Raw genomic sequence first — 22,395 nt, forward strand, 5'->3', positions numbered from 1 at the left:
GGAATGCCGAGACAAAGGTCCCGAATCGCCGGGACCTTGGTCCCTTGGCCACGGCTTCACCGGAGGCCGCTGTCAGTGGCAGCCCCTACCGTTCGGATCATGACGACGACCTATCTCGAGCTGTCGCAGGACGGCGGCGGTGCCCACAAGTTCTACGAAGTGACGGTCGACGGACTGGAGGTGTCGGTCCGTTACGGCCGGATCGGCGCGGCCGGCCAGACCCAGCGCTCCGCCTTCGCGACCGCCGACAAGGCCCGGGCCGCCGCGGCGAAGAAGATCGGCGAGAAGGTCCGCAAGGGCTACGCCCCGGCGGTCCCCGGCCGCCGCGCCGCCCGGCCCGTCACCCGCCGCGCGGTCACCTCCGCGCCCTCCACCGCCCGGGCCGTCGCCCCCGTCCTGTGGCGCTTCCGCACCGGCTCCGCCGCCTTCGGCATCCACGTCGACGAGGACCGCATCTGGGTCGGCAACCAGGCGGGGGACGTCTTCACCCTGGCCCACGGCGGCGAGGTGCTGGCCCGGTTCAGCCTCCCCGACGGTGTGAAGTGCCTGGTCGCGGACGACTTCTGGATCTACGCCGGCTGCGACGACGGCAAGGTCTACGACCTCTCCTCCAAGCTGCCCTTCGCCGCCTACGACATCACCTCCGACGTCGACATCTTCTGGCTCGACATCCACGAGGGCGTGCTGGACGTGGCCGACCGCTCCGGCCGGCTCACCGTCATCGACCACGAGGACGAGCACCAGTGGTCGCGCTCCGGCCGCGGCGAACACGCCTGGATGGTCCGGGCCGACGGCCGCGCCGTCTACTACGGCGACACGCAGGGCGTCACCGCCTACGCGAACGACGGCTCCGGCGAGCTGTGGCACACCGGCACCGACGGGGCGGTGCTCTTCGGCTGGCAGGAGGACACCGCCGTCTACGCGGGCACCGGCCGCAACAAGGTGCAGCGGCTCGCCAAGAGCGACGGCCGGGTCGAGGCCGTCTACCCCTGCGACACGGTCGTGTACTCCTGCGCCACCTCGCCCGGCGGCCGGTTCGTCTTCGCCGGCGACTCGTCCTCCTCCGTCTACTGCTTCGCCGAGGACGGCACCCGGCTGTGGAAGCTGGGCACCGGCGGCGGTTCGGCGCTCTCCATGCAGTACCGCGACGAGCGGCTGTACCTGGTCACCACCGACGGCTCGCTGGTCTGCGTGGACGCGAGCGAGGCGGCGATCGAGGCCGCCCAGCAGGGCAGCGTTCCCGTCGTCCGGGACGTCAAGCTGGCCGCCGCGCTGCCCACGTACACCCCGGCGACCACCGTCTCCGCCGTCGCCTCCGTCGCGTCGGTCGGCGAGGCCCCGGCCGGCTCGATCGTGGTCGAGTGCGCCCGGGAGGGCGGCCGGAGCCGCGTCCGGGTGATCAGTCCCGGCTACGAGCCGTCGTGGAACGTGCAGTTCCCCCGCGCCATCCGGGAGCCCGGCGCGCGGTTCGTGGTGGAGGCCCTGCACCCGGCGGCCGGCGGCTTCTACCGGGTCCGCGGCGAGATCCGGCGGCTGCTGTGAGCGGCGACCCGGGCGGCAAGGGGGCGTTCGAGGCGGCGACCGGCGACGGACCGCCGTTCACCGGGGACGCCGAGCAGCGCTCCCGCGAGGTCCGCTCCGCACTCGAAGGGCTCCGGCAGATCCGGCGGCTGACCGGCACCCCGGGCGGCGGCGCCGGAGCCGTCCCCGCCCTGTGGGAGCGGCGGCAGCCGGTACGGGCCGTGGCGCTCGCCCTGGAGGCCGGCGGGCTCGCCCCCTCGGCGGTGGACCCCGCCGGCGCGCGCGTGGCGACCGGCTACCGGGTGCGGGCGGGGGAGCGGCCGGCCACCGCCGTGGTCGAGTGGCTGGGGCCGCCCGGCTCCGGCGCCGCGGGACAGGAGACCGAGGCGCTCACCGCCTGCGCCCGGGTCCTCGGCGAGCTCGGCTGGGAGGCCCTGCTCTACAAGGGGCCGCGCGGCCGCCGCTTCCTGGAGGCGGAACCCGCCGCCGGAACGGCCGCCGGCCCGGGCCCGTCCTGAGCGGACGGACACCGGGCCGGGCGGAAGGCGGCGCGCGCGGTCAGGCGATCGAGGCGGAGACGATCGCGGAGACGGCGATGTTGCAGGAGGCGGTCACCCAGACCGCCGGGTGCGGCTCCGGGTCCACCAGCGTGGCACCCAGCTTCCCCGGCGTCACCAGGTCCACCACGAGGAAGGCGACGGCCATCATGACCAGGCCGAGGAGGCCGAAGGCGGCCGTCGAGGCCAGGCCCTTGCCGAAGTTGTCGTAGGTGGTCCAGATCGAGGTGAAGACGATCCCGCCGATGCCGAGCAGGGCGGAGCTCAGCAGGACGGCCGCGTTGCGGTTGCGGTCCTCCCATATCTGCCGGCCCAGCTTGCCGGGGGTCAGGATGTCCACCAGCACGATGCCGAGGATCAGCAGGACCACGCCGAGGGCGCCGTAGGCGGTGGCACGGCCGAGGCCGTTGACGATGTCGGTCATGGGAAGCCGGCTCCGGAGAGTGGTGATCGCGAGCGATCGACGGTCATGGACCGGCAAAATCTAGCGCACGGAACCAGCCGGTCCGCCGTCCGCCCGGAGATCGGGCGGACGGCGGACCGGACGAGCGGGACCTCCCGGGCGGATCAGGCGCCCGGCGGCAGCCTCCCGGCCCGCGAGCGCACCTGGATCGCGGTCACGATCTCGGCCGCGCCGACCGCGATCAGCCAGATCCCGCCGAGCAGGGTCAGCACCGCGACCGACTCCAGCGGGGAGACGATCAGCACCACCCCGGCGATCGCGCTCACGACACCGAGGAAGACCTGCCAGCCCCGGGCCGGCATCGCGGGGTCGGAGGCCGCCGCCACGGCCTGGGTGATGCCGCGGAAGAGCCAGCCGATGCCGATCCACAGCGCGAGCAGCAGGATCGACTGCGTCGCGCCCCGGAAGCAGAACAGGCCCAGCAGGATCGACAGGGCACCGCTGATGAAGGCCATCACACGCAGCGCCGCGGTGGCGTGCGTGCCGAAGGCGGCGACCAACTGCATCACACCGCTGAACAGCAGGTAGACGCCGAACAGCACGCCGGCCGCGACCAGCGACGCACCCGGCCACACCAGCACCAGCACCCCGAGCACCAGGGCCGCGATCCCGGCCAGCAGCAGCGCCTGCCAGGCCGCGCCCGCGAGCATCGTCAGCGGACCGGGCGGCACCCCGTCCCGGCCGGTCCTCTCGTGTGCCCTCTCATCCGTCCGTGTCATCGGTGCCGTTCTCCTTCCTGTGCCGGTGGTCCGTGTGCGCGTTCACGCGCCGGCCCGGCGCGTGAACGCCTCGGCGTAGGAGCCGAGGAAGAGCGCCTCCGCCAGGGCCATCCGCTCGATCTCGGACGGATCGACGCTCTCGTTGGGGGCGTGGATGAGACAGCCCGGTTCCTCCACGCCGATCAGCGCGATCTCCGCGTCGGGGAAGCGGTCCGCGAGCACGTTGCACAGCGGGATCGAACCTCCCTGCCCCGCCTGCACCATGTCCGCGCCGTACGCCTCGCGCAGCGCCGCCCCGAGTGCCGTGTACGCGGGCCCGTCCGTGCGCGCCCGGAAGGGCTGGCCGGCGCTCTCCGCCTCCACCTCGACCCGGGCGCCCCACGGCGCCGCCGCCACCAGGTGGTCGGTCAGCGCCTTCCTGGCCGTCTCGGCGTCCGTCCCGGGCGGCACCCGCAGGCTCACCCGCGCCCGCACCCTCGCCTGCACGGCGGCGGAGGAGCCCACCACCGGCGGGCAGTCGATGCCGAGGACGGTGACCGCGGGCCGCGCCCACAGCTCGTCGGCGACCGAGCCGGTGCCGACCAGCTGCACGCCGTCCAGGACGCCCGCGTCGGCGCGGAACTGCTCGGCCGGATAGGACACCCCGTCCCACAGTCCCTCGGCCGGCAGCCCCTCGATCGCCGTGTTGCCGTGTTCGTCGCGCAGGCTGTCGAGGATCCGCACCAGCGCGGCCAGCGCGTCCGGCGCCGGTCCGCCGAACATGCCCGAGTGCATCTCGCCCTTGAGCGTGGAGACCGTCACCACCACGTTCGTCAGCCCGCGCAGGGAGGTCGTCGTGGTCGGCAGACCCAGCGAGAAGTTTCCGGTGTCGCAGATCAACAGGGCGTCGGCGGCGAACAGTTCGGGCCGCATCGGCACCAGCTGTTCGAGCCCGCCGGTGCCCTGCTCCTCCGAACCCTCCGCAACGAACTTGATGTTCACCGGGAAGCCCGTTCCCTCGGGACCGCCGAGCGCCCGCAGCGCGGTGAGGTGCATGGCGATGTTGCCCTTGCAGTCGGCCGCGCCGCGCCCGTACCAGCGTCCGTCGACCGCGGTCAGCTCGAACGGCGGGGTCCGCCAGGCCGCGTCGTCGAGCGGCGGCTGCACGTCGTAGTGGCAGTAGAGCAGCACGGTCGGCGCCCCCTCGGGGCCCTTCGCGTGTCCGACCACCGCGTCCGTGCCGTCCGGGGTGGTGACCCGCCGCATGTCGCTCAGCCCCGCCTCGGTGAAGGCCCGCACCAGGAAGTCGGCGGCCTTCGCGCACTCCTCGGGCGGGAACTGGCGCGGGTCGGCCACGGAGCGCATCGCGACCAGGGCCCGCAGGTCCTCCTCGGCGCGGGGCATCAGGTCGTGGACGCGCGCCCGCAGCGCGGCGGTGTCGGTGGACTCGGAGGTCATGCGTCACCCACTTCTCTCGGGCCGCGCCCGAACGGCCGGGGCGGCGACGGCCACCCCAGTCAAGCAACGCGCGACAAACGCTGCAAAACATGACACAGACGGAGTACCGGACGGCCTCCCGGGCGGCGGCGGCCCGGCCGGGCACGGACAGTGGAGGCGTACGCGTCCCCTCCCGCACCTGGAGAACGTCATGGTCCACCCCAACCGACGCGACCTCGGGCTGCTCGTGCTGAGGGTCGGCACCGGCGCCGTCCTCGCCGCGCACGGCACCCAGAAGCTCCTCGGCTGGTTCGGCGGCGGGGGGATCGAGGGCACCAGCCACGCGATGGAGGCCATGGGCTTCCACCCCGCCCGCCAGTCCGCCATCGCCGCGGGCCTCGGCGAGGCCGGCGGCGGCGCGTTGCTCGCCCTCGGACTCGCCACCCCCGCCGCCGGCGCGGCCGCCGCGGGCGCCATGGCGGGCGCGGTCTCCGTGCACGCCCCGGCCGGCTTCTTCGCCCAGGCCGGCGGCTACGAGTACCCGGCCTTCCTCGGCTTCACCGCCGCCGCCATCGGCATCACCGGCGCGGGCCGCTACTCCCTCGACCACGCCACCGGGCACGTCCTCGACCGCCCCTGGGTGGTCGTCACCGCCTTCCTCGGCACCGCGCTCGCCGCCGCGGCCGTCGTCGGCCGCCGGGCCCAGGGGCAGGCCGCGACGGCCGCCGCCGCCGAGGCGGACCTGGCCCCCGAGGGCGACGGCACCGGGGAACCGGACGCCCACTGAACCCCGCACGCCCCCACCGGCGCACGCGCGCGTGCGGGGGGCGTTAGGCTCCCCGCAGAGGAAGGGACGGGCGCCGGGCTATGAAGATCGATCTCACGGACACCAACTCCAGCGCGATCAACAAGGCGATCCTGGAGGGCCGGAGGGCCGTCGGCACCCCCGCCGTCGGTGTCGTCCTCACCCTGGTGATCGTCACCGACGAGGAGAACGCCTACGACTCGGTGCGGGCCGCCAACGAGGCGTCGAAGGAACACCCTTCGCGGACCCTCGTGGTCATCCGCCGCCGGGCGCTCTCGCCCCGCGACCGCCAGGTGACCCGGCTCGACGCCGAGGTCCGGCTCGGCTCCGACGCCGGCTCCGGCGAGACGGTGATGCTCCGCCTGCACGGCGAACTCGGCGCCCGCGCCGACTCCGTGGTGCTGCCGCTGCTGCTGCCCGACGCCCCCGTGGTCGTGTGGTGGCCGGTGGACGCGCCCGCCGTCCCCGCCAAGGACCCGCTCGGCGCCCTCGCCCAGCGCCGGATCACCGACGCCTACGCCGTCGAGGACCCGCTCCGCGCGCTGGACGCCCGGGCCGCCTCGTACGCCCCCGGCGACACCGACCTCGCCTGGACCCGGCTCACCCCGTGGCGTTCCATGCTGGCCGCCGCCCTCGACCAGGCCGGGACGGACGTCGTGTCCGCCGCGGTGGAGGCCGAGGAGGACAACCCCAGCGCCGAACTGCTGGCCCGCTGGTTCGAGGTCCGGCTCGGCGTCCCGGTGGACCGGATCGTCTCGGAGGGTCCGGTCGTCACCGCCGTCCGGATGGGCACCCCCCAGGGCGAGATCCGGATCGACCGGCCCGAGGGCCCGGTCGCCCGGCTCGCCATCCCCGGCCAGCCCAGCCGCGTCATGGCCCTCAAGGTCCGCACCACCGCCGAGCTGATCGCCGAGGAGCTCCGCCACCTCGACCCCGACGACGCCTACGCGGCGGCCCTGGAGGGCCGCCCCTCCTGAGCCGCCGCGGACGGTCCCGAAAACACCACCCTCGCACCCGCGTTCGGGCGATGATGGGATCATGTCGATCGAATCTGTGGTGGTCCGCCAGCGCGTCGCCGACCTCGACGCCGCCGTGCCCTTCTACGAGAAGCTGACGGGGAGCAGCGCCTCCCGCTTCTCCTTCGCCGGAGTGGACCTGGCGGGCGTCGGCCCCTTCCTGCTCTTCAGCGGTCCGGACGAGGCCGTCGCGCGGGTCGCGGGGGTGACGGCCACCCTGGCCGTGGCCGACCTGGACGCCGCCGTCGGGGAGGCGGTGGCCGCCGGCGCGGAGGTCGTGGCGCCCAAGTCGCCCACCCCGCAGGGCCGTCGCGCGGTGCTCAGGCACCCCCAGGGCGGGGTCTTCGAGTACGTGGGCGGCTGAGACCGCACGACGGTGCCACCCGTCCGGCGGGGGCGGGTGGCACCGTGCACGCGGGTCCCGGGCGTCAGACCCGCTGCCAGAGCGCCGGTACGTTCGGCGGCTCCCAGCCCGCCTGGGCCTGGTGGCCCTGGAGGCAGCGGTACGTCGCGCCGCCGTACGTGACCGTGGCGCCGGCCGCGTAGACGGTGCCCGCCTTCCAGGTGCCGCCCGGCTCCGGCTCGCCGGGGCCGGGACCGGGGCCCGGGTCGGTGCCGGTCGTCCTGAGCGTCAGGCCGTAGGCCGACAGGATCGGGTTCAGCGGCTGGAAGAACGTGGTGCCGCCGCTGGAGCAGTTGCCGGAGCCGCCGGAGGTCACGCCCTGGGCCTGGCTGCCGGAGATGTACGAGCCGCCCGAGTCGCCCGGCTCGGCGCACACGGTCGTCCGGGTCACCCCGCTGATCGTGCCCTCCGGGTAGGTGACGCTCGTGTTGTGCTGCTGGATCGTGCCGCAGTGCCAGCCCGTGGTGGAGCCGGAGCGGCAGACCGAGGCGCCCACCGGCTGCAGCACCGACCCGGTGACCTGCACGTTCGCGCCGCCCGCGCCCTTCACGTACGGCGTCGCGGTCCAGCTGCTGTTGGCCGCGACCCACGCCATGTCGCTGCCGGGGAAGACGGACGCCTGGAAGGTGCCCTGCGCGACCTGGTTGTAGCCGCTGGTCGACTGGCCCGCCCGGCCGCAGTGGCCCGCCGTCGCGAAGCCCTGCGTGGTGCCCCGGGTCACCGGGAAGCCGACCGAGCAGCGTCCGCCGCCGCCCATGTAGTACGCGTCACCGCCCCGGAGGTCGTACAGCGCGCGCGGCGCCTCGGCGGACCGCACCACCCGCACCAGCTCCCGCGCCACGCCGGTCTCCGCCGCGAGCCGCGCGCCGGCCCCGGCCCGGGTCTCCTCGACGACGAGCACGTTCGCGCGCACGTCCACGTACCGCACCGGCGCCTCGGCACCCGCCGCCCGGTCCAGGGACTCCTTCGCCCGCTCCAGGGCGGCGAGGTCGTGCCGGACCAGCCGGGCCGTCGCCCCGGCCGCCCGGATCGCGGCGAGGTCGGCGGCGCGGGTGGTGGCCACGGTCAGGGTGCCGGACTCGGCGCCCTCGACCCAGGCGCCGGCGAAGGCGCCGCCGAGCCGGTCGCGGAGCCGGGCGGCGGTGGCGCCCGCCTCGGCCTCGTTGGCGAGCCGGCGCTCGGCCTGCGCCCGGGTCAGGCCCAGGTCACGGCCCATCGCGGCGAGCAGCTCGGGCCGCGCCTCGGCGGCGCCGAGCGCCCGGGCGGCGCTCTGCACGGCCGGGGCGGTCCCGGGGGAGGGCTGCGCGGCGGTGGCGGACCCGGCCTGAAGCCCGGCCAGCACCATCCCGGCGGCGGCCAGCGCGGTACACGCCGCGCGGGCGTGTCGTCGGAGCATGGGGAGTCTCCTCGGTTCTCGGTGGGGGATCTGCGGAGAACCGTAGGAACGGGCCCGGGGGAGCGGGGAGCCTCCGGCCGGCCCCTCCCCTCGCGTTATGGCCGAGGGCGTTGTCGGTGGCGGCCGTTACGGTGCGCCCATGAGCGTTCCCGAGGTCATCCCCGTTGCGTACGAGCCCGACTACCGCACGCCCACCATCGGCCGGTGGGACGGCGGCCAGTTCCTCGCGTCGGTCACCGCCGCGTTCCCGGAGGGGTTGCGGACGGGCGACGACGGGAAGCGGCACAAGCGGTGGTACGCGGTCCTCCACCGGTTCGACGCTGCCGGCCGGCACCTGGAGTCGCGGATCGAGTCCACGGGTACGACGGCGGACGGGGAGCGGCGGGCGGTGGAGGCCGCGCGGGAGCTCCTCGGCACCTGGCTGGACGCCCTGCCGGGGCGGCGGTACGAGTCCGTCGCCGTCGCCCCGTTCGCCGTGCGGTGCGAGGGGGCCCTGTTCGGCCTGGTCGTGGAGGGCCACAGCGAGGACGAGGACGACGAGGAGGGGAACTGGGTCGAGCTCTACCCCGACGGCCTCGGGTTCTCCGCGCCCTGGGACGGCACGTACGACACCTGACCGGCGCTCAGGGCGCCGCGCCCGCCGCCGTCCGTCCCGCGCTGCGCGCCAGCGCCTCCGCGTGGGCGTCGCGGGCGTGGGACAGGACCGCGGCGGCGCGCCCGGCCGCGCGGCCCTCCGGGTGCCAGCCGAGGAGGTGGCGCCAGAGCAGCGGGGCGCCGGTCAGGGGACGCGTCACGATGCCGGGGGTGGCGGGGAAGGTGGCCCGGCACAGGCCCACCGCGCGGCCCACCTGGACGAGGTGGACGCAGGAGGCGGTGTCCGTCTCGTACACCCGGGCCGGGGTGAAGCCCGCCCGGACGCACGCGGCGGCGAAGCAGTCGCCGAAGCAGCCGTCGCCGGGCACGTCCGTCCACCCCTCGGCGGCGAGTTCGGCCAGCGCCACCTGCGGGCGGGCGGCGAGCGGGTGCTCCGTCGCGAGCATCACGTACACCGGGTCGCGGGCCACCTCCGTCCAGGCGAGCCGGCCCGCCTCCGGAGGGGAGCTCTCGCCGCAGACGCCCACGAGCGCGAAGTCGAGCCGCCCGGCGACGACTCCGCGGGCCACCTCCCGCTCCGACCAGGAGGTGTACGTCGTCACCTCGGCGTCCGGCTCGGCCCGGGCCAGCCGGTCCACGAGCCCGCCGAGCAGCGGGCCGTGGGTCCCGCCGAGCCGGTGCCCGGCGGCGCCGTCCCGGGCGAACCGGACGGCCTCCTCCTGGAGTCCGCTGACGGCGGGCAGCACCACCCGGGCCCGGTCGAGCACCAGATCGCCCAGCGCGGTGGCCCGCACCCCGTCCCGGCCGCGCGTGAACAGGGCCCCGCCCAGGGTCCGTTCGATCCGCTTCAGCTGGGCGCTGAGGGCGGGCTGGGCCAGTCCGAGGGCGGTGGCCGCGCGGGTGAGGCTGCCGGCCTCGGCGATGGCCCGGACCGTCTTCAGATGCCGCAACTCCAAGTCCATGCGCCCAGCTTGACGCCCCCGCCCTGACAGGTCCAGACCAAGGGTGCGGCTATCGCGCGCGCAGCCGCTCCGGCAGCCAGGCCAGCTGCGCCGCCTGCTGGAACGCCTCGCCGCCCTCGTGGTCGTTGAAGTCGTAGACCTCGATCGCCTTGTCCTCGTGCGCGTACGCGTTGAACGCGGCGAACACCGTCGACGGCGGGCAGGTCTGGTCCTCCAGCGCGGTCGAGAACAGCGCCGGGGCGTTCGCCCGGGCCGCGAAGTGCACCCCGTCGAAGTAGGCGAGGGTCCGGCGCACCTGCTCCACCCGGCCCCGGTGCGTCTTCAGATAGTTGCCGATCTCCCGGTACGGCGTCCGGTCCGTGACGGTCGTCGCGCGCGGGAAGTCGCACAGGAACGGCACGTCCGGCGCCACCGCCGCCAGGTCCCGGACCAGACCGGAGACGGCGACGGTGATGCCGCCGCCCTGGCTGATCCCGGTGACCGCGGTGCGGGCCGCGTCCGCCAGCGGGTGCGACCGGGCCGCCTCCACCGCGCGCACGGCGTCCGTGTACAGCCGCCGGTAGTAGTACGTCTCCGGGGCCTCCACGCCGCGCGTCATGAACCCCGGGAAGGCGGGCGCGCTGCCCACCGGGTCCGCGGTGTCGCCCGGCGCCCAGCCGCTGCCCTGACCGCGGGTGTCCATCACGAAGTGCGCGAACCCGGCGGACGCCCACAGCAGGTGGCTGTGCGCCAGGCCGCGCCCGCCGCCGTACCCCAGGAACTCCACGACGACCGGGACCGGTTCGGTGATCCCCGCCGGGACGACGAACCAGCCCTTCACCGGCTGCCCGCCGAAACCGGCGAAGGTGACGTCGTACGTCTCCACCGTCGCGAGCCCCGTCGCCACCCGCTCGAAGCGCGCGTCAAGGTCGTGCTCCCGCGCCTCGCCGAGCGTCTTCGCCCAGAACGCGTCGAAGTCCCCGGGTTCCTCGGACGCGCTGCGGTACTCGCGGAGCCGGTCGAGGGGCAGGTCGAAGAGGGTCATGCGCACCGCCTGGTCAGGTCGTTCGTTCGAAATACCGACCGGTGGTCGTCCGGCCGTGCCCACCCTAGCCCGCGCCGCCGCAATATTCATGTATGTGAACGCCCGTCAGGTGCTCAGCCCCGCACGGCCGCACCCGCCCCCCGCGGCACCTCCGCCTCCAGCACCTCCCGCAGCAGCTCCGCCGCCCCCGGCGTCAGCGTCCGCACCGTCAGCCACGACCCGTCCGGGAAGCCGATGTCCACCCGCCGCCGCAGCGCCCGGAGCCGCGGCGTCCCGCGCACCCCGGCATGGACCCGGCCGAACTCCTCGCCCACGTCCACCCACTTGGCACGCACCGCCACGACACCCTCGTCCGTCACCCGGACATAGCAGTTCGCCTCGTCGGCGCGGACCCCCTCCCGCGTCCAGTACGCGCCGTGCACCGCGAGCAGCAGCCGCCCCGCGTCGCTCTCCCAGCCGCCCCGCATGCCCGGCCCGGCCCACAGGCGCACCAGCAGCCACCACGCCTTCCGCGCCGGTTCCAGCAGAGCCCAGGCCGCCTCGACGGGACCATCGGGCAACGCGACCACGAAGCGGACCAGGAAGGAGTCCCGCAGCGCGCGCCACCGCGTCCGCCGCTCCAGCGGCGGCAGCAGCCGCACCGGCGGCCGTCGTCCGTACCTCGGCAGCCCCACCGCGAACTGCGTCGCGCCCATGTCGTCCCTCCCCGAAGGAGACCAGCATACGGACGCGCCGCGCGAGCCTTCTTCACGGAGCGACCCGGGGACGCCAAGGTGGGGGCGACAGCGGCGAACGGAGGGGTGCGGTGATTGTCGGAGTCCTCAGGGAGGAACGGGACGGGGAGCGGCGCGTGGCGGCGACGCCCGCCACGGTGGAGAAGCTCCGCGGGCTCGGGTACGAGGTCGTCGTCGACCCCGGCGCGGGCGCGGCGGCCGGCTTCCCGGACGCCGCGTACGAGGCTGCCGGGGCGCGGACCGGCGAGGCCACGGCGGCGGACGTGGTCCTCGGGGTCGACGCGCCCGGGCCGGAACGGCTCGACCGGATGCGTCCCGGGGCCACCGTCATCGCGCTGTTCGCCCCGGCCGCCGACCCGGCCGTGGTCGAGGAGCTGGGCCGACGGCCCCTCACCGTCCTGTCCATGGACGCGGTGCCGCGCATCAGCCGGGCCCAGTCGATGGACGTGCTGTCGTCGATGGCGAACATCGCCGGCTACCGGGCCGTGGTCGAGGCTGCCCACGAGTTCGGGCGCTTCTTCACCGGCCAGGTGACCGCCGCGGGCAAGGTGCCGCCGGCGCGGGTCCTCGTCGCCGGCGCGGGCGTCGCCGGCCTCGCCGCGATCGGCACCGCCGGCTCGCTCGGCGCCGTCGTCCGCGCCACCGACCCGCGCCCCGAGGTCGCCGACCAGGTCCGCTCGCTGGGCGGCGAGTACCTCGCCATCGAGTCCCCGGAGACGGAGGTCTCGAAGACGGGCTACGCCAAGGAGATGGGAGACGACTACAAGGCGCGCGAGGCCGCCCTCTACGCCGCGGAGTGCCGCGAGGCCGACATCGTCATCACCACCGCCCTCATCCCCGGCCGCCCCGCGCCCCGGCTGATCACCGCGGAGATGGTCGCGACGATGAGGCCCGGCTCCGTCATCGTCGACATGGCCGCCGCCAACGGCGGCAACGTCGCCGGCACCGTGCCGGGGGAGCGGACCGTCACCGCGAACGGCGTCGTCATCCTCGGCTACACCGACCTGGCCGGCCGCCTCCCCGCCCAGGCGTCCCAGCTGTACGGCACCAACCTCCTCAACCTCCTCACGCTCCTGACGCCCGGCAAGGACGGCGTCCTCGTCCTCGACGACGACGACCCCGTGCAGCGCTCGATCACGGTCGTGCGCGACGGAGAGATCCGCTGGCCGCCCCCGCCGGTCGAGGTCTCGGCCGCGCCCGCCCCGACCGGTGCCACCGCCGCGCCCCCCGTCTCGCCGGTGAAGGAGCCGATGACGCCGAGGCGCCGCTTCACCGGTGTCGCCCTCGGCGCCCTCGCGCTCTTCCTCGCCGTCGGCTTCGCCCCGGCCGCGCTCCTGCCCCACGTCACCGTCTTCGTGCTCGCGATCGTCATCGGCTACTACGTCATCGGTCACGTGCACCACGCCCTGCACACCCCGCTGATGTCGGTGACCAACGCGATCTCCGGGATCATCGTCGTCGGCGCCCTGCTCCAGATCGGCCACGGCGGCACCCTCGTCACCGTGCTGTCGGCCGCCGCCATCCTGCTGGCGAGCATCAACGTCTTCGGCGGCTTCGCGGTGACCCGCCGCATGCTCGGAATGTTCAACAGGAGCTGACATGTCCGCCACCCACGCCGCACAGGCGGCCTACCTCGTCGCCGCCCTGCTGTTCATCCTCGCCCTCGCCGGACTCTCGAAGCACGAGTCGGCCCGGCTCGGCAACGCCTTCGGCATGCTCGGCATGGGCGTCGCCCTCGCCGCCACCGTCGTCCTCGCCGCCGACCGCGGCATCGCCGCCGGAGCCGCCGGCCTGCTCGCCGTCGCGATGCTGGCCGGCGCGCTCATCGGGCTGTGGCGCGCCCGGGGCGTCGAGATGACGGGCATGCCCGAACTGATCGCGCTGCTCCACTCCTTCGTCGGTCTCGCCGCCGTCCTCGTCGGCTGGAACGGCTACCTGGAGGTGGAGCACCACCCCGACGGCTCCGAGGCCGCCGCCCTGGACGCGCTCGGCACCCTCGGCATCCACCACGCCGAGGTCCTGATCGGCGTCTTCATCGGCGCGGTCACCTTCACCGGCTCGGTCGTCGCCTACCTGAAGCTCGCCGCCCGGATCGCCTCCCGCCCGCTGACGCTCCCCGGCAAGAACGCCCTCAACCTCGGCGCGCTCGCCGTCCTCGTCGCCCTGACCGTCCGCTTCACCGTCGCGCCCGCGCTGTGGCTGCTCGTCGCGGCGACGGTCCTGGCGCTCGCCCTCGGCTGGCACCTGGTGGCCTCCATCGGCGGCGGCGACATGCCCGTCGTCGTCTCCATGCTGAACAGCTACTCCGGCTGGGCGGCGGCCGCCTCCGGCTTCCTCCTGGGCAACGACCTGCTGATCGTCACCGGCGCCCTCGTCGGCTCCTCCGGTGCCTACCTCTCGTACATCATGTGCCGGGCGATGAACCGCTCCTTCCTCGCCGTCATCTCCGGCGGCTTCGGCATCGAGGCCCCGCCCGGCTCCGAGACCGACCACGGCGAGCACCAGGAGATCACCGCCCAGGCCGCCGCCGAACTCCTCGGCGCCGCCCGCTCGGTGATCATCACTCCCGGCTACGGCATGGCCGTAGCCCAGGCCCAGTACCCGGTCGCCGAACTCACCGAGAAGCTCCGGGCCAGGGGCGTCGACGTCCGCTTCGGCATCCACCCGGTCGCCGGCCGGCTGCCCGGCCACATGAACGTCCTGCTGGCCGAGGCCAACGTGCCGTACGACATCGTCCTCGAAATGGACGAGATCAACCCCGACTTCGGCGACACCGACGTCGTCCTCGTCATCGGCGCCAACGACACCGTCAACCCGGCCGGCGCCGAGGATCCGTCGAGTCCCCTCGCCGGCATGCCGGTCCTCACCGTGTGGGAGGCCGACCGGGTCATCGTCTTCAAACGCTCGATGGCCTCCGGCTACGCGGGCGTCCAGAACCCGCTGTTCTTCCGCGAGAACACCGCGATGCTCTTCGGCGACGCCAAGGAGCGCGTGGAGGACATCGTCAGCGCCCTGTGACCGGCTCCGCCCGGCAGACCGCAGTCAGTCGGTCCGGCGCAGGGCCGGCGGGGTCCAGTCGCCGGTGAGGGCGGCCTCCCGGGGCCAGTACAGGCGCAGGAAGACGTTGAAGCCGCCCGCGGGGGCCGGGAGCCAGTTGCTCTCGCGGTCGGGTCCGGGATGCTCGTGCTGGACGTAGATGTCCAGGGAGCCGTCAGGGTTGGTCCGCATGTCGCTGCGGTCGCCGATCGCGTACCGGTCCAGCGGGTTGTCGGCGAAGAACTGGCGCTCGTTCATCATCGTGAGGGACCAGAAGCCGTCGACCGGCGGGGTCTGTCCGGCGTCGAAGTGCAGGACGTAGGTGTGGGAGCCGTCGAGGGGCCGGCCGTCGGAGTCGGTGGTGGCGTGCGGGTACAGGGCGTCGGCGTCGAGGTTGGCCCCGTACCCGTACCGGGTGATGACCGCCCGCTTGGCGTAGTCGGTTCCGTAGTCCCCCAGACCGCGGTGCACGGCCCACCCGTCGGCCTTCGAGGACTCGGCCCGGGCGAACAGCTCGCGCAGTGTCTCGGGGCCGCGCCGGGCGCCCGCGTCGAGGACGGCGAGCTCCTCGGCGGACAGGTCGTCCGGGCTCGCGCCGGGAGCGACGCCCAGCGCGGCCAGACGGCCGAGGAACGGGGCGTCGGCGGGGTCGGGAGGGTTGTCGACCATCATCCGGTTGAGCAGCGCGAAGTAGTCGCGGCCGCTGAGCGCGTGGACCTGGTCGACGGGAGCCGTCGTGAGGTCGACGCCGGCGGGCACGGGCACGTCGGTGGGCGGGGAGTAGTCGTCGGGATCGCCGGTCCACCGCGACAGCGGGATCAGCCGCGTGGCGTCCTGGAGCTTGTTGACGGCCGCGAAGTCCGACGGGCCGCTGGTCGCGTACCGGGCGATGATCCAGTTCACCGCCGTGGGCGACGTGAGCACGGTCAGGCCGTCGGGGACCGCTCCGGACCAGGACGGCCCCGCGATCAGGAACGGCCCGGCGGACGGACCGTACGCGCGCCGGCCGACGACGGCGCAGACGTCGGACCAGGCGTCCAGGATCGGGACCATCCAGAAGCGGTCGCCGAAGTCGGGCAGGGTCAGCACCAGGGGCTCGTCGGACAGGTCGAGCCAGGCGCTGGTGTACAGCGTGTCGGCGTTCGGCGAGACGACCTCCGTGAAGGAGGCGTCCGGCGTGGTGCGCATGGAGCAGAACTGGTTGACCGGAGCCTTCCTGCGCGCGTCGTCCCGGGCCGGCACGGCCGTCATCGCGTCCTTCGTCACGGCTGCCGTGACCAGCGGGTACCCGTAGAGCCACGCCTCCGTGGCCAGCTGCTCCATCGACTCGTCCGTCATCCGCTGCTCCCAAGGTGTGAGGGCGATCCGCTTTCCGGCCCGACGGTAGGAGCACGGCCCGCCCGCCGCCCGGCGGGCCCGCCGAACGGGTGACGGGGGCGGCGGACGGCGCCGCGCCCCCGGGCCGTCACGAAGGTGCGTGGGCGGGGGCGCGGTGCTGGAATGGAGGACGGGAACGCGTGCGGCCGGGGCATGGCCGCCGCACGGCCGAAGGCTGAGAGCCGCCAGCGAGGAGTCGCCATGAGCGTCGACGAATTCTCCGAGATGGGACCCGTGGACTACCTGGTCCTCGAGTTCCCGGGCAACCGCATGACCGGAGAAGGACTGCCCCTGTTGCTCGACCTCGTGGAGCGGCGCGTCATCCGCGTCCTCGACCTGTCCTTCGTCCGCAAGGACGAGGACGGCACGGTCACGGCGCTGAAGGTCGCGGACCTGGACGGCGACGGGGAACTCGACCTCGCCGTCTTCGAGGGCGCCTCCTCGGGTCTGCTCGGCGAGGACGACCTCCAGGAGGCCGCCTCCGTCCTCGAACCCGGCAACTCCGCGGGGATCCTCGTGTACGAGAACCTGTGGGCCGCGCCGCTCGCGGCCGCCCTGCGCCGCAGTGGCGCGCGCATGGTGGCCAACGGACGGATCCCGGCCGAGGACCTCCTGGCGAGTCTGGACGCCCTGGAGGCCGGGACCGCCGGATCCGACTCCTGACCCCCGCCGGCCGACAGTCACCCTGACGACAAGGAATCCGTCATGCCTGGTCTCCTCCGCGGCATCGCGCGCACCGCGGTCATCTCCGGTACCGCCACCGCCGTGTCCAACCGCGTGTCCCGCCGGCAGGCGGGGCGGTGGGCGCAGCAGGACTACGACCGCGCCGCCCCGGCGCCCCAACAGGCCTACGCCGCTCCGCCGCCCGCACCCGCACCCGAGCCGCCGGCCGAGGTGTCGATGGACACCAAGATCTCCCAGCTGAAGGAGCTCGGCGAGCTCAAGGAACAAGGGGTGCTCTCCGAGGCCGAGTTCGAGGCCCAGAAGAGCCGCATCCTCGGCTCCTGACCCGCCCGGTCCCCGGTTCTCACCCCGCCGCCCGCGCCTCCTCGCGCGGGCGGCGCTTCGTGCCCGAGGGCCCGCGGGGCAGCAGCTCGGCGGTGACGAACGACGTCACCGCCGCCAGGATCACCACCGGGATCGTCTCGGCGTTCCCGAGCACCAGGACCACCAGGGCCACGCTGCTGACCGGAAGCCGCAGCGCGGCGGCCGCCGCCGCGGCCATTCCCGCGGCGACCGCGGGGATCACCCCGAAGCCGGGCAGCGGGGAGAGCAGCACACCCGCCGCCGCGCCCAGGAAGAGCACGGGGAAGACGAGGCCGCCGCGGAGGCTGCCCAGACTCAGGGCGTACGCGGCGGACTTGAACAGCAGCACGGCCAGCAGGGCGCCGACGCCCCAGGCGTGCGGATCGGCGGCGAGGGCGGCCAGTGTCGCCTGGCCCGACGAGGCGACGTCCACCGGGCTACGACCGGTGACGACGGCGTACAGGGCGGCGCAGCCTCCGGCCGCGACCGCGCAGACCACCGTGCGGACGAGCACGGACGACGCCACGAAGGCGGCGGTGAGCCGGCCCCCCGCGATCACCAGGTGCGTCAGCGCGCCGATGCCCACGGCCAGCAGGATCGACCAGACCACGTCCCCGGTGTCCAGACGCGGGGGAGCGGTGGAGAACCGGACGCTGAGATCGCCCGTCTCCAGACCGGTCCAGCGGCCGAAACCGGTGAAGACGACCGCTCCGACGCCGCTCGACAGCAGCGCGGGCAGCATCACGACGAACAGCTGCGGCCCGCCCACTCCGGCCACCTCGATCAGGAGGACGGCGGCGATGAGCGGATTGCCGAAGATGGCGGCGATGGCCGCCGCCGCGCCCGCCGCGCCCAGCAGCGCCGTGCTCTCGGGGGTGGCGGGGGCCCGGACGAGGGCCCGGAAGAGCAGGGCGAGGCCGCCGCCGAGCGCGATCAGCGGGGCCTCCGGGCCGAGGACCGCACCGAGCGGCAGGCTCGCGGCCGCCGCGATGACCACCCCGGGCAGGGCGGCGGCCGAGGCCCCGCCGGCGTGCAGTCCGAACGCCGGGACGTGACCGCCCGCGCCGGGCAGCCGGGCCGCCACCAGCCCCACGACCACGCCGGCCACGGCCAGCAGCGGCAGCGGCCACCAGGCCGGCGGCGCGTCCCAGCCGAGCGCCTCCGGCAGATCGGCCCACATCACGTGCTCCAGCTCGTGCAGGCCGACGAGGAACCAGAAGGCGGCCAGCGAGACCGGGACGCCGATGAGCGCGCTGAACACCAGGACCTTGCGGTACGCGGGCATCCGCAGCAGTTCGCGCAGCCGGTCGGCCTCCGTGGCCTCCTCCGGCTCCTCGGCGGGGGCGGGGCCGGTCTTCGGGTCCGTCATGGGGTGCGTCCTTCCGGGGCGGGGGACGGGCCTCCGAGGCCCTGGAGGTCCGGCCGGTGGCCGAGGACGTCATGACCACCACGCTAGGGCGATTCCCGCACCGCCGCAGGGGCGGCGCGGCGCCGCCGCCCCCGGTGACCGCCCGAAAGGACGGACCGGAGGGGGCGGCCTAAGCTGATCGGGTGCCGCCCCGTGGGCTTCGACCGCGGCGCGGTGGTGCCCCGTGGGCGGTCGACCGGGGCGGAAAGGGGTCGGCGATGGACGACTATCCCCTGATCGAGGACCACGGCCTGATCGGTGACCTGCAGACCGCGGCCCTCGTGACGACCGATGCGACGATCGACTGGTTCTGCTGTCCGCGGTTCGACTCGCCCAGCGTCTTCGGAGCCCTGCTGGACCGGCGCGAGGGCGGTCACTTCAGTGTGCGGCCGACGGCGGCCACGTACACCACCAAGCAGCTCTACCATCCGGACACCGCCGTCCTGGTGACGCGCTTCATGACGGAGCAGGGCGCGGGGGAGGTCGTCGACTTCATGCCGGTGACCGGGCGGACCGCGACCGACCGGCACCGTCTCGTCCGCGTGCTGCGCTGCGTACGCGGCAGCATGGCGTTCGAGGGGGAGATCGCCCCGCGCTTCGACTACGGCCGCAAGCCGCACAAGGCGCACCTCACCGAGCACGGCGCCGTGTTCAGCTCCGACGACCTCGACCTCGCCGTCCACATCGTCCGGGAACCGCAGGACGAGCGGCTGGCCGACAGGCTCGCGGTCGAGGACGACGACGTGCGCTTCTCCCTCACGCTGAGCGCGGGGCAGCAGCGCGGCCTGATCCTGGAGTCCGCCCCCGACGGACCTCCGCGGGAGATCCGCGTCGAGGAGTTCCAGCGGCTCTACGACGAGACCGTCGGCTTCTGGCGCTCCTGGCTGGCCCAGTCCACCTACTCCGGCCGCTGGCGGGAGGCGGTGGAGCGCTCCGCCGTGACGCTGAAGCTCATGACGTACGCGCCGACCGGCGCCCTCGTCGCCGCCCCGACCGCCGGGCTTCCCGAGCAACTGGGCGGGGAGCGTAACTGGGACTACCGCTTCACCTGGATCCGGGACGCCTCGTTCTCCGTGTACGCCCTGCTCGGCCTGGGCTTCAAGGAGGAGGCGGCCGACTTCATCCGCTGGCTGCACGACCGGGTCAAGCAGGAGGCCGGCCAGGGGAACGGCTCGGGGCCGCTGAACATCATGTACCGGGTCGACGGCACCGCCGACCTGGTCGAGGAGACCCTCGACCACTGGGAGGGGTACCGCGGCTCCGCGCCGGTCCGCATCGGCAACGGCGCCGCCACCCAGCTCCAGCTGGACATCTACGGCGAGGCGCTCGACAGCATCTACTTCGCGCACGAGCACGGCATGCACCTCGACCACGGCGGCTGGACCGCCCTGCACACCCTGCTCGACTGGCTGGTCGACCACTGGGACCAGCCCGGCGAAGGACTCTGGGAGACCCGCGGCGGCCGCAAGGACTTCACCTACGGCCGGGTGATGTCCTGGGTGGCCTTCGACCGCGCCCTGCGGATCGCCTACGACGACGGGCGCCCCGCCGCCGGCGGCCGCTGGGTGGAGGCGCGGGACGCGATCTACCGGCAGGTGCTCGACCGCGGATGGGACCCGGGGAAGCGGGCGTTCGTCCAGCACTACGGCGACGACGTGCTCGACTCGTCGCTGCTGCGCATGCCGACCGTCGGCTTCATCATGCCGGACGACCCGATGTGGCGGTCCACCCTGGACGCGATGGAGGACGAGCTGGTCAGCGACAGTCTCGTCTACCGCTACAACCCGGAGGCGTCCCCCGACGGACTGCGCGGCACCGAGGGCACCTTCTCCCTGTGCACCTTCATGTACGTCGACGCCCTGGCCCGCGCGGGACGCCTCGACGCGGCCCGGCTGGTGCTGGAGAAGATGCTCACGTACGCCAACCATCTCGGCCTGTACTCCGAGGAGATCGACCTGACCGGACGCCAACTCGGCAACTTCCCGCAGGCGTTCACGCACCTGGCCCTGATCGACGCGGCGATCACCCTGGACTCGATGCTCCGGGAGGCACGCTAGGCACGGGCCCGAGGGGGAAGTGCGTCCGGGGCCTCAGCCGCCGCCGGCCGTACAGGTGGACGGCGATGAACTCGAACGACAGCACCGTCCCGGTGACGATGCCGAGCGCGAACTGCACCGCCGGCACGGCCGACCAGCGCCGGGCCGGCAGGAGCTGCGCGGGGGCGTCCGCCGGCAGGTGAGCGAAGTGGGCAGGCGTGCCGTCGTCGTTCGGGTGGGCGCGGTTCCGGGAGCGGGTCATCCGCCGGTGGCGAAACCGGGGAAGAGCGTCATGCCGCCGTCGACGTACAGGGTGGTCCCGACCACGTAGTCCATGAGGTCGGAGGCGAGCGCGACGACCGCGTGGGCGATGTCGTCCGGCTCGCCGACCCGGTCGTACGGGATGAGGCGCAGCAGCTCCTCCTCGGCCTCGGGCGTCTCCCAGGCCGCGCGGTTGATCGGCGTCCTGATCGCCCCCGGGGCGACCGCGTTCACCCGGATCCGGTCCGGCGCGAGCTCCTGGGCCAGGGTCTGCATCATCATCTGCACGCCGCCCTTGGAGGAGGCGTAGTTGACGTGGCCCGCCCACGGGATGACCTGGTGCACCGAACTCATGCAGACGATCTTCCCGGCGGACCGGGACACCTCGGGCACCACGCCCCGGCGCCGGAACTCCTTGGTCGCCTCCCGCGCGCACAGGAACTGGCCCGTGAGGTTGACGTCGAGGACCTTCTGCCACTGGGCGAGGGTCATCTCCGTGACCGGGGCGTCCCGCTGCAGGCCCGCGTTGGCCACCAGGATGTCGATGGTGCCGAACTCCTGGACCATCCGGTCCGTCATGGCGACGACCTGGTCCTCCTGGGACACGTCCGCCTCGTACGCGGCCGCGCGCACCCCGAACGAGGCGATCTCCGCGACCACCTTCTCGGCGGCCTCGCGGTCCGCCACGTAGTTCACCACCACGTCCGCGCCGGCCCGCCCCAGTCCGATGGCCGTGGCCTTGCCGATGCCCGAATTGGCGCCGGTGACCAGCGCCTTCTGGCCCTGCAGCAGACGCGTCGGGATCATGTCCCGCGATGCTCCGTCGGTGGCATCCATGCCGTCCTGCCTCCTCGCTGCGCGGTCGCGCCGACGCCCGGCCGCGCGTGCTCGGGGCCGGGCATCGTCACGCAATCACGCGGCCGGTCCCCGGCCACCGTCCCGGACACCTCGGTGCCGGTTCCGGACCGTCAGGCCCTCGTCGGCTTGGGCGCGACGCACAGCCCCCAGATGATGAGGGCGTCGATGGCGATGATCAGCAGGGCCCACCACGGCGTGTAGGGCAGCCACATGAAGTTGGCGATCATGCTGAGCCCGGCGAGGCCGACGCCGACGACCCTGGCCCAGGTGGCGCCGGTGAACAGGGCGGCGCCGGTGAGCGCGATCACGATGCCGAGGATGAGGTGGATCCAGCCCCAGCCGGTGAGGTTGATCTGGTAGACGTAGTTGCGCGTGGCCACGAAGACGTCGTCCTCGGCGATGGCCGAAATGCCTCCCAGCGCCGCCATGATGCCGCTGAAGATCATGATGACGGCGGCGAACACCAGCCAGCCGCTCGTGTGCGTCGCGTCGTGTCGGCCGGGCGCACTCGTGGGGGTCGTCATGACAGGCTCCTTCACCTCGTCTGCCCGCCGAGGCGTCGGACGTCCGGCGGGCCGGTCCCTCCAATCTGACGCCCCCCGTCGCCGGACGCATGTCGGCGGGACGGGAGAGCGGGTGCCGCGGGCGGCCGCGTGCCCGGAGGGAAGCGAGGGAGAAAGCCCTTTCCGCCCGTCATCGCACGGTTCGCGACTGGCAAGCCTCTGCCATGGCGAGGACTTGCCGTCACGACGCCTTCACGACGGCGTTCACCGGTCGGTAGAC

23 protein-coding genes are annotated in these 22,395 nt (G+C 74.1%); 11 read left to right on the forward strand and 12 right to left on the reverse strand.

What is annotated here, in order from left to right:
* The first annotated feature begins 99 nt into the window (after positions 1–99).
* Both ABFY03_RS32020 and ABFY03_RS32025 read left to right on the forward strand, forming a co-directional pair.
* Entirely contained in the window at positions 100–1,542 is a 1,443-nt protein-coding gene (locus ABFY03_RS32020) for a WGR domain-containing protein (RefSeq protein WP_319010486.1), read from the forward strand.
* A complete protein-coding gene (locus ABFY03_RS32025) occupies positions 1,539–2,039 on the forward strand; it encodes a hypothetical protein (RefSeq protein WP_319010487.1) in 501 nt (166 codons plus the stop codon). The genes ABFY03_RS32020 and ABFY03_RS32025 overlap by 4 nt, the downstream gene beginning before the upstream one ends.
* 40 nt (positions 2,040–2,079) lie before the next feature.
* Here ABFY03_RS32025 and ABFY03_RS32030 read toward each other — a convergent pair whose 3' ends face one another.
* From ABFY03_RS32030 to ABFY03_RS32040, 3 genes are all read right to left on the reverse strand, one after another.
* Positions 2,080–2,502 (reverse strand): DUF350 domain-containing protein, encoded by a 423-nt coding sequence (locus ABFY03_RS32030; protein WP_189851624.1) that lies wholly within the window; start codon positions 2,500–2,502, stop codon positions 2,080–2,082.
* 143 nt (positions 2,503–2,645) lie between these two features.
* Positions 2,646–3,260, reverse strand: a complete 615-nt coding sequence (locus ABFY03_RS32035) for an HdeD family acid-resistance protein (protein WP_319010488.1) — start codon at positions 3,258–3,260, stop codon at positions 2,646–2,648.
* Positions 3,261–3,302: 42 nt separating this feature from the next.
* Positions 3,303–4,697: a dipeptidase gene (locus ABFY03_RS32040; protein WP_319010489.1), complete on the reverse strand. Its 1,395-nt coding sequence runs from the start codon at positions 4,695–4,697 to the stop codon at positions 3,303–3,305.
* 190 nt (positions 4,698–4,887) lie between these two features.
* Between ABFY03_RS32040 and ABFY03_RS32045 the strand changes: the two genes are divergently transcribed.
* The 3 genes from ABFY03_RS32045 to ABFY03_RS32055 all read left to right on the forward strand — a co-directional run bounded on the left by ABFY03_RS32045 (position 4,888) and on the right by ABFY03_RS32055 (position 6,861).
* Complete coding sequence (locus ABFY03_RS32045) at positions 4,888–5,463, forward strand: DoxX family protein (protein ID WP_346171477.1); 576 nt, start codon at positions 4,888–4,890, stop codon at positions 5,461–5,463.
* Positions 5,464–5,543: 80 nt separating this feature from the next.
* On the forward strand, positions 5,544–6,458 hold the full coding sequence (opcA, locus tag ABFY03_RS32050) for a glucose-6-phosphate dehydrogenase assembly protein OpcA (protein ID WP_319010491.1): 915 nt from the start codon (positions 5,544–5,546) through the stop codon (positions 6,456–6,458).
* Positions 6,459–6,519: 61 nt separating this feature from the next.
* Positions 6,520–6,861, forward strand: coding sequence for a VOC family protein (locus ABFY03_RS32055; RefSeq protein WP_346171478.1), 342 nt, complete (start codon positions 6,520–6,522; stop codon positions 6,859–6,861).
* Positions 6,862–6,925: 64 nt separating this feature from the next.
* Here the strand turns inward: ABFY03_RS32055 and ABFY03_RS32060 are convergent, their stop codons facing one another.
* Complete coding sequence (locus ABFY03_RS32060) at positions 6,926–8,296, reverse strand: carbohydrate-binding protein (RefSeq protein WP_346171479.1); 1,371 nt, start codon at positions 8,294–8,296, stop codon at positions 6,926–6,928.
* Positions 8,297–8,435: 139 nt separating this feature from the next.
* Between ABFY03_RS32060 and ABFY03_RS32065 the strand changes: the two genes are divergently transcribed.
* Positions 8,436–8,912 (forward strand): hypothetical protein, encoded by a 477-nt coding sequence (locus ABFY03_RS32065; RefSeq protein WP_319010494.1) that lies wholly within the window; start codon positions 8,436–8,438, stop codon positions 8,910–8,912.
* 7 nt (positions 8,913–8,919) lie between these two features.
* On the opposite strand, the gene ABFY03_RS32070 is transcribed toward ABFY03_RS32065, so the two are convergent.
* The 3 genes from ABFY03_RS32070 to ABFY03_RS32080 form a co-directional block, all read right to left on the reverse strand.
* Entirely contained in the window at positions 8,920–9,852 is a 933-nt protein-coding gene (locus ABFY03_RS32070) for a LysR family transcriptional regulator (protein WP_346171480.1), read from the reverse strand.
* Between the two features lie 49 nt (positions 9,853–9,901).
* Positions 9,902–10,876, reverse strand: coding sequence for an acetylxylan esterase (locus tag ABFY03_RS32075; protein WP_319010496.1), 975 nt, complete (start codon positions 10,874–10,876; stop codon positions 9,902–9,904).
* Between the two features lie 113 nt (positions 10,877–10,989).
* Positions 10,990–11,571, reverse strand: a complete 582-nt coding sequence (locus ABFY03_RS32080) for a hypothetical protein (RefSeq protein WP_319010497.1) — start codon at positions 11,569–11,571, stop codon at positions 10,990–10,992.
* Positions 11,572–11,681: 110 nt separating this feature from the next.
* On the opposite strand from ABFY03_RS32080, the gene ABFY03_RS32085 reads away from it, so the two are divergent.
* Positions 11,682–13,208, forward strand: coding sequence for a Re/Si-specific NAD(P)(+) transhydrogenase subunit alpha (locus ABFY03_RS32085; protein ID WP_346171481.1), 1,527 nt, complete (start codon positions 11,682–11,684; stop codon positions 13,206–13,208).
* Position 13,209: 1 nt separating this feature from the next.
* Entirely contained in the window at positions 13,210–14,628 is a 1,419-nt protein-coding gene (pntB, locus tag ABFY03_RS32090; RefSeq protein ID WP_346171482.1) for a Re/Si-specific NAD(P)(+) transhydrogenase subunit beta, read from the forward strand.
* A 24-nt stretch (positions 14,629–14,652) separates the two neighbouring features.
* On the opposite strand, the gene ABFY03_RS32095 is transcribed toward pntB, so the two are convergent.
* Positions 14,653–15,984, reverse strand: a complete 1,332-nt coding sequence (locus ABFY03_RS32095; protein WP_319010500.1) for a DUF1254 domain-containing protein — start codon at positions 15,982–15,984, stop codon at positions 14,653–14,655.
* Between the two features lie 240 nt (positions 15,985–16,224).
* On the opposite strand from ABFY03_RS32095, the gene ABFY03_RS32100 reads away from it, so the two are divergent.
* Positions 16,225–16,686, forward strand: a complete 462-nt coding sequence (locus ABFY03_RS32100; protein ID WP_319010501.1) for a DUF6325 family protein — start codon at positions 16,225–16,227, stop codon at positions 16,684–16,686.
* Between the two features lie 42 nt (positions 16,687–16,728).
* Positions 16,729–17,031, forward strand: a complete 303-nt coding sequence (locus ABFY03_RS32105) for an SHOCT domain-containing protein (RefSeq protein WP_319010502.1) — start codon at positions 16,729–16,731, stop codon at positions 17,029–17,031.
* 19 nt (positions 17,032–17,050) lie between these two features.
* Here the strand turns inward: ABFY03_RS32105 and ABFY03_RS32110 are convergent, their stop codons facing one another.
* Entirely contained in the window at positions 17,051–18,418 is a 1,368-nt protein-coding gene (locus tag ABFY03_RS32110; protein ID WP_319010503.1) for a chloride channel protein, read from the reverse strand.
* Between the two features lie 257 nt (positions 18,419–18,675).
* Between ABFY03_RS32110 and ABFY03_RS32115 the strand changes: the two genes are divergently transcribed.
* A complete protein-coding gene (locus ABFY03_RS32115) occupies positions 18,676–20,514 on the forward strand; it encodes a glycoside hydrolase family 15 protein (protein ID WP_319010504.1) in 1,839 nt (612 codons plus the stop codon).
* On the opposite strand, the gene ABFY03_RS32120 is transcribed toward ABFY03_RS32115, so the two are convergent.
* The 3 genes from ABFY03_RS32120 to ABFY03_RS32130 form a co-directional block, all read right to left on the reverse strand.
* Positions 20,480–20,755, reverse strand: a complete 276-nt coding sequence (locus ABFY03_RS32120) for a hypothetical protein (protein ID WP_346171483.1) — start codon at positions 20,753–20,755, stop codon at positions 20,480–20,482. The two genes, ABFY03_RS32115 and ABFY03_RS32120, sit on opposite strands and share 35 nt — an antisense overlap.
* Positions 20,752–21,591 (reverse strand): SDR family oxidoreductase, encoded by an 840-nt coding sequence (locus ABFY03_RS32125; protein WP_346171484.1) that lies wholly within the window; start codon positions 21,589–21,591, stop codon positions 20,752–20,754. Before ABFY03_RS32125 ends, ABFY03_RS32120 begins: the two co-directional genes overlap by 4 nt.
* A gap of 131 nt (positions 21,592–21,722) precedes the next feature.
* On the reverse strand, positions 21,723–22,136 hold the full coding sequence (locus ABFY03_RS32130; RefSeq protein ID WP_319010506.1) for a DUF7144 family membrane protein: 414 nt from the start codon (positions 22,134–22,136) through the stop codon (positions 21,723–21,725).
* Between the last annotated feature and the right edge of the window lie 259 nt (positions 22,137–22,395).

Source organism: Streptomyces roseofulvus, from assembly GCF_039534915.1.
Taxonomy (GTDB): domain Bacteria; phylum Actinomycetota; class Actinomycetes; order Streptomycetales; family Streptomycetaceae; genus Streptomyces; species Streptomyces roseofulvus.

Coding starts and splice junctions, on each gene's coding strand:
- ABFY03_RS32020 (WP_319010486.1), top strand. CDS start 100: ATGACGACGACCTATCTCGAGCTGTCGCAGGACGGCGGCGGTGCCCAC.
- ABFY03_RS32030 (WP_189851624.1), bottom strand. CDS start 2,502: ATGACCGACATCGTCAACGGCCTCGGCCGTGCCACCGCCTACGGCGCC.
- ABFY03_RS32035 (WP_319010488.1), bottom strand. CDS start 3,260: ATGACACGGACGGATGAGAGGGCACACGAGAGGACCGGCCGGGACGGG.
- ABFY03_RS32040 (WP_319010489.1), bottom strand. CDS start 4,697: ATGACCTCCGAGTCCACCGACACCGCCGCGCTGCGGGCGCGCGTCCAC.
- ABFY03_RS32045 (WP_346171477.1), top strand. CDS start 4,888: ATGGTCCACCCCAACCGACGCGACCTCGGGCTGCTCGTGCTGAGGGTC.
- opcA (WP_319010491.1), top strand. CDS start 5,544: ATGAAGATCGATCTCACGGACACCAACTCCAGCGCGATCAACAAGGCG.
- ABFY03_RS32055 (WP_346171478.1), top strand. CDS start 6,520: ATGTCGATCGAATCTGTGGTGGTCCGCCAGCGCGTCGCCGACCTCGAC.
- ABFY03_RS32060 (WP_346171479.1), bottom strand. CDS start 8,296: ATGCTCCGACGACACGCCCGCGCGGCGTGTACCGCGCTGGCCGCCGCC.
- ABFY03_RS32065 (WP_319010494.1), top strand. CDS start 8,436: ATGAGCGTTCCCGAGGTCATCCCCGTTGCGTACGAGCCCGACTACCGC.
- ABFY03_RS32070 (WP_346171480.1), bottom strand. CDS start 9,852: ATGGACTTGGAGTTGCGGCATCTGAAGACGGTCCGGGCCATCGCCGAG.
- ABFY03_RS32075 (WP_319010496.1), bottom strand. CDS start 10,876: ATGACCCTCTTCGACCTGCCCCTCGACCGGCTCCGCGAGTACCGCAGC.
- ABFY03_RS32080 (WP_319010497.1), bottom strand. CDS start 11,571: ATGGGCGCGACGCAGTTCGCGGTGGGGCTGCCGAGGTACGGACGACGG.
- pntB (WP_346171482.1), top strand. CDS start 13,210: ATGTCCGCCACCCACGCCGCACAGGCGGCCTACCTCGTCGCCGCCCTG.
- ABFY03_RS32095 (WP_319010500.1), bottom strand. CDS start 15,984: ATGACGGACGAGTCGATGGAGCAGCTGGCCACGGAGGCGTGGCTCTAC.
- ABFY03_RS32100 (WP_319010501.1), top strand. CDS start 16,225: ATGAGCGTCGACGAATTCTCCGAGATGGGACCCGTGGACTACCTGGTC.
- ABFY03_RS32105 (WP_319010502.1), top strand. CDS start 16,729: ATGCCTGGTCTCCTCCGCGGCATCGCGCGCACCGCGGTCATCTCCGGT.
- ABFY03_RS32110 (WP_319010503.1), bottom strand. CDS start 18,418: ATGACGGACCCGAAGACCGGCCCCGCCCCCGCCGAGGAGCCGGAGGAG.
- ABFY03_RS32115 (WP_319010504.1), top strand. CDS start 18,676: ATGGACGACTATCCCCTGATCGAGGACCACGGCCTGATCGGTGACCTG.
- ABFY03_RS32120 (WP_346171483.1), bottom strand. CDS start 20,755: ATGACCCGCTCCCGGAACCGCGCCCACCCGAACGACGACGGCACGCCT.
- ABFY03_RS32125 (WP_346171484.1), bottom strand. CDS start 21,591: ATGGATGCCACCGACGGAGCATCGCGGGACATGATCCCGACGCGTCTG.
- ABFY03_RS32130 (WP_319010506.1), bottom strand. CDS start 22,136: ATGACGACCCCCACGAGTGCGCCCGGCCGACACGACGCGACGCACACG.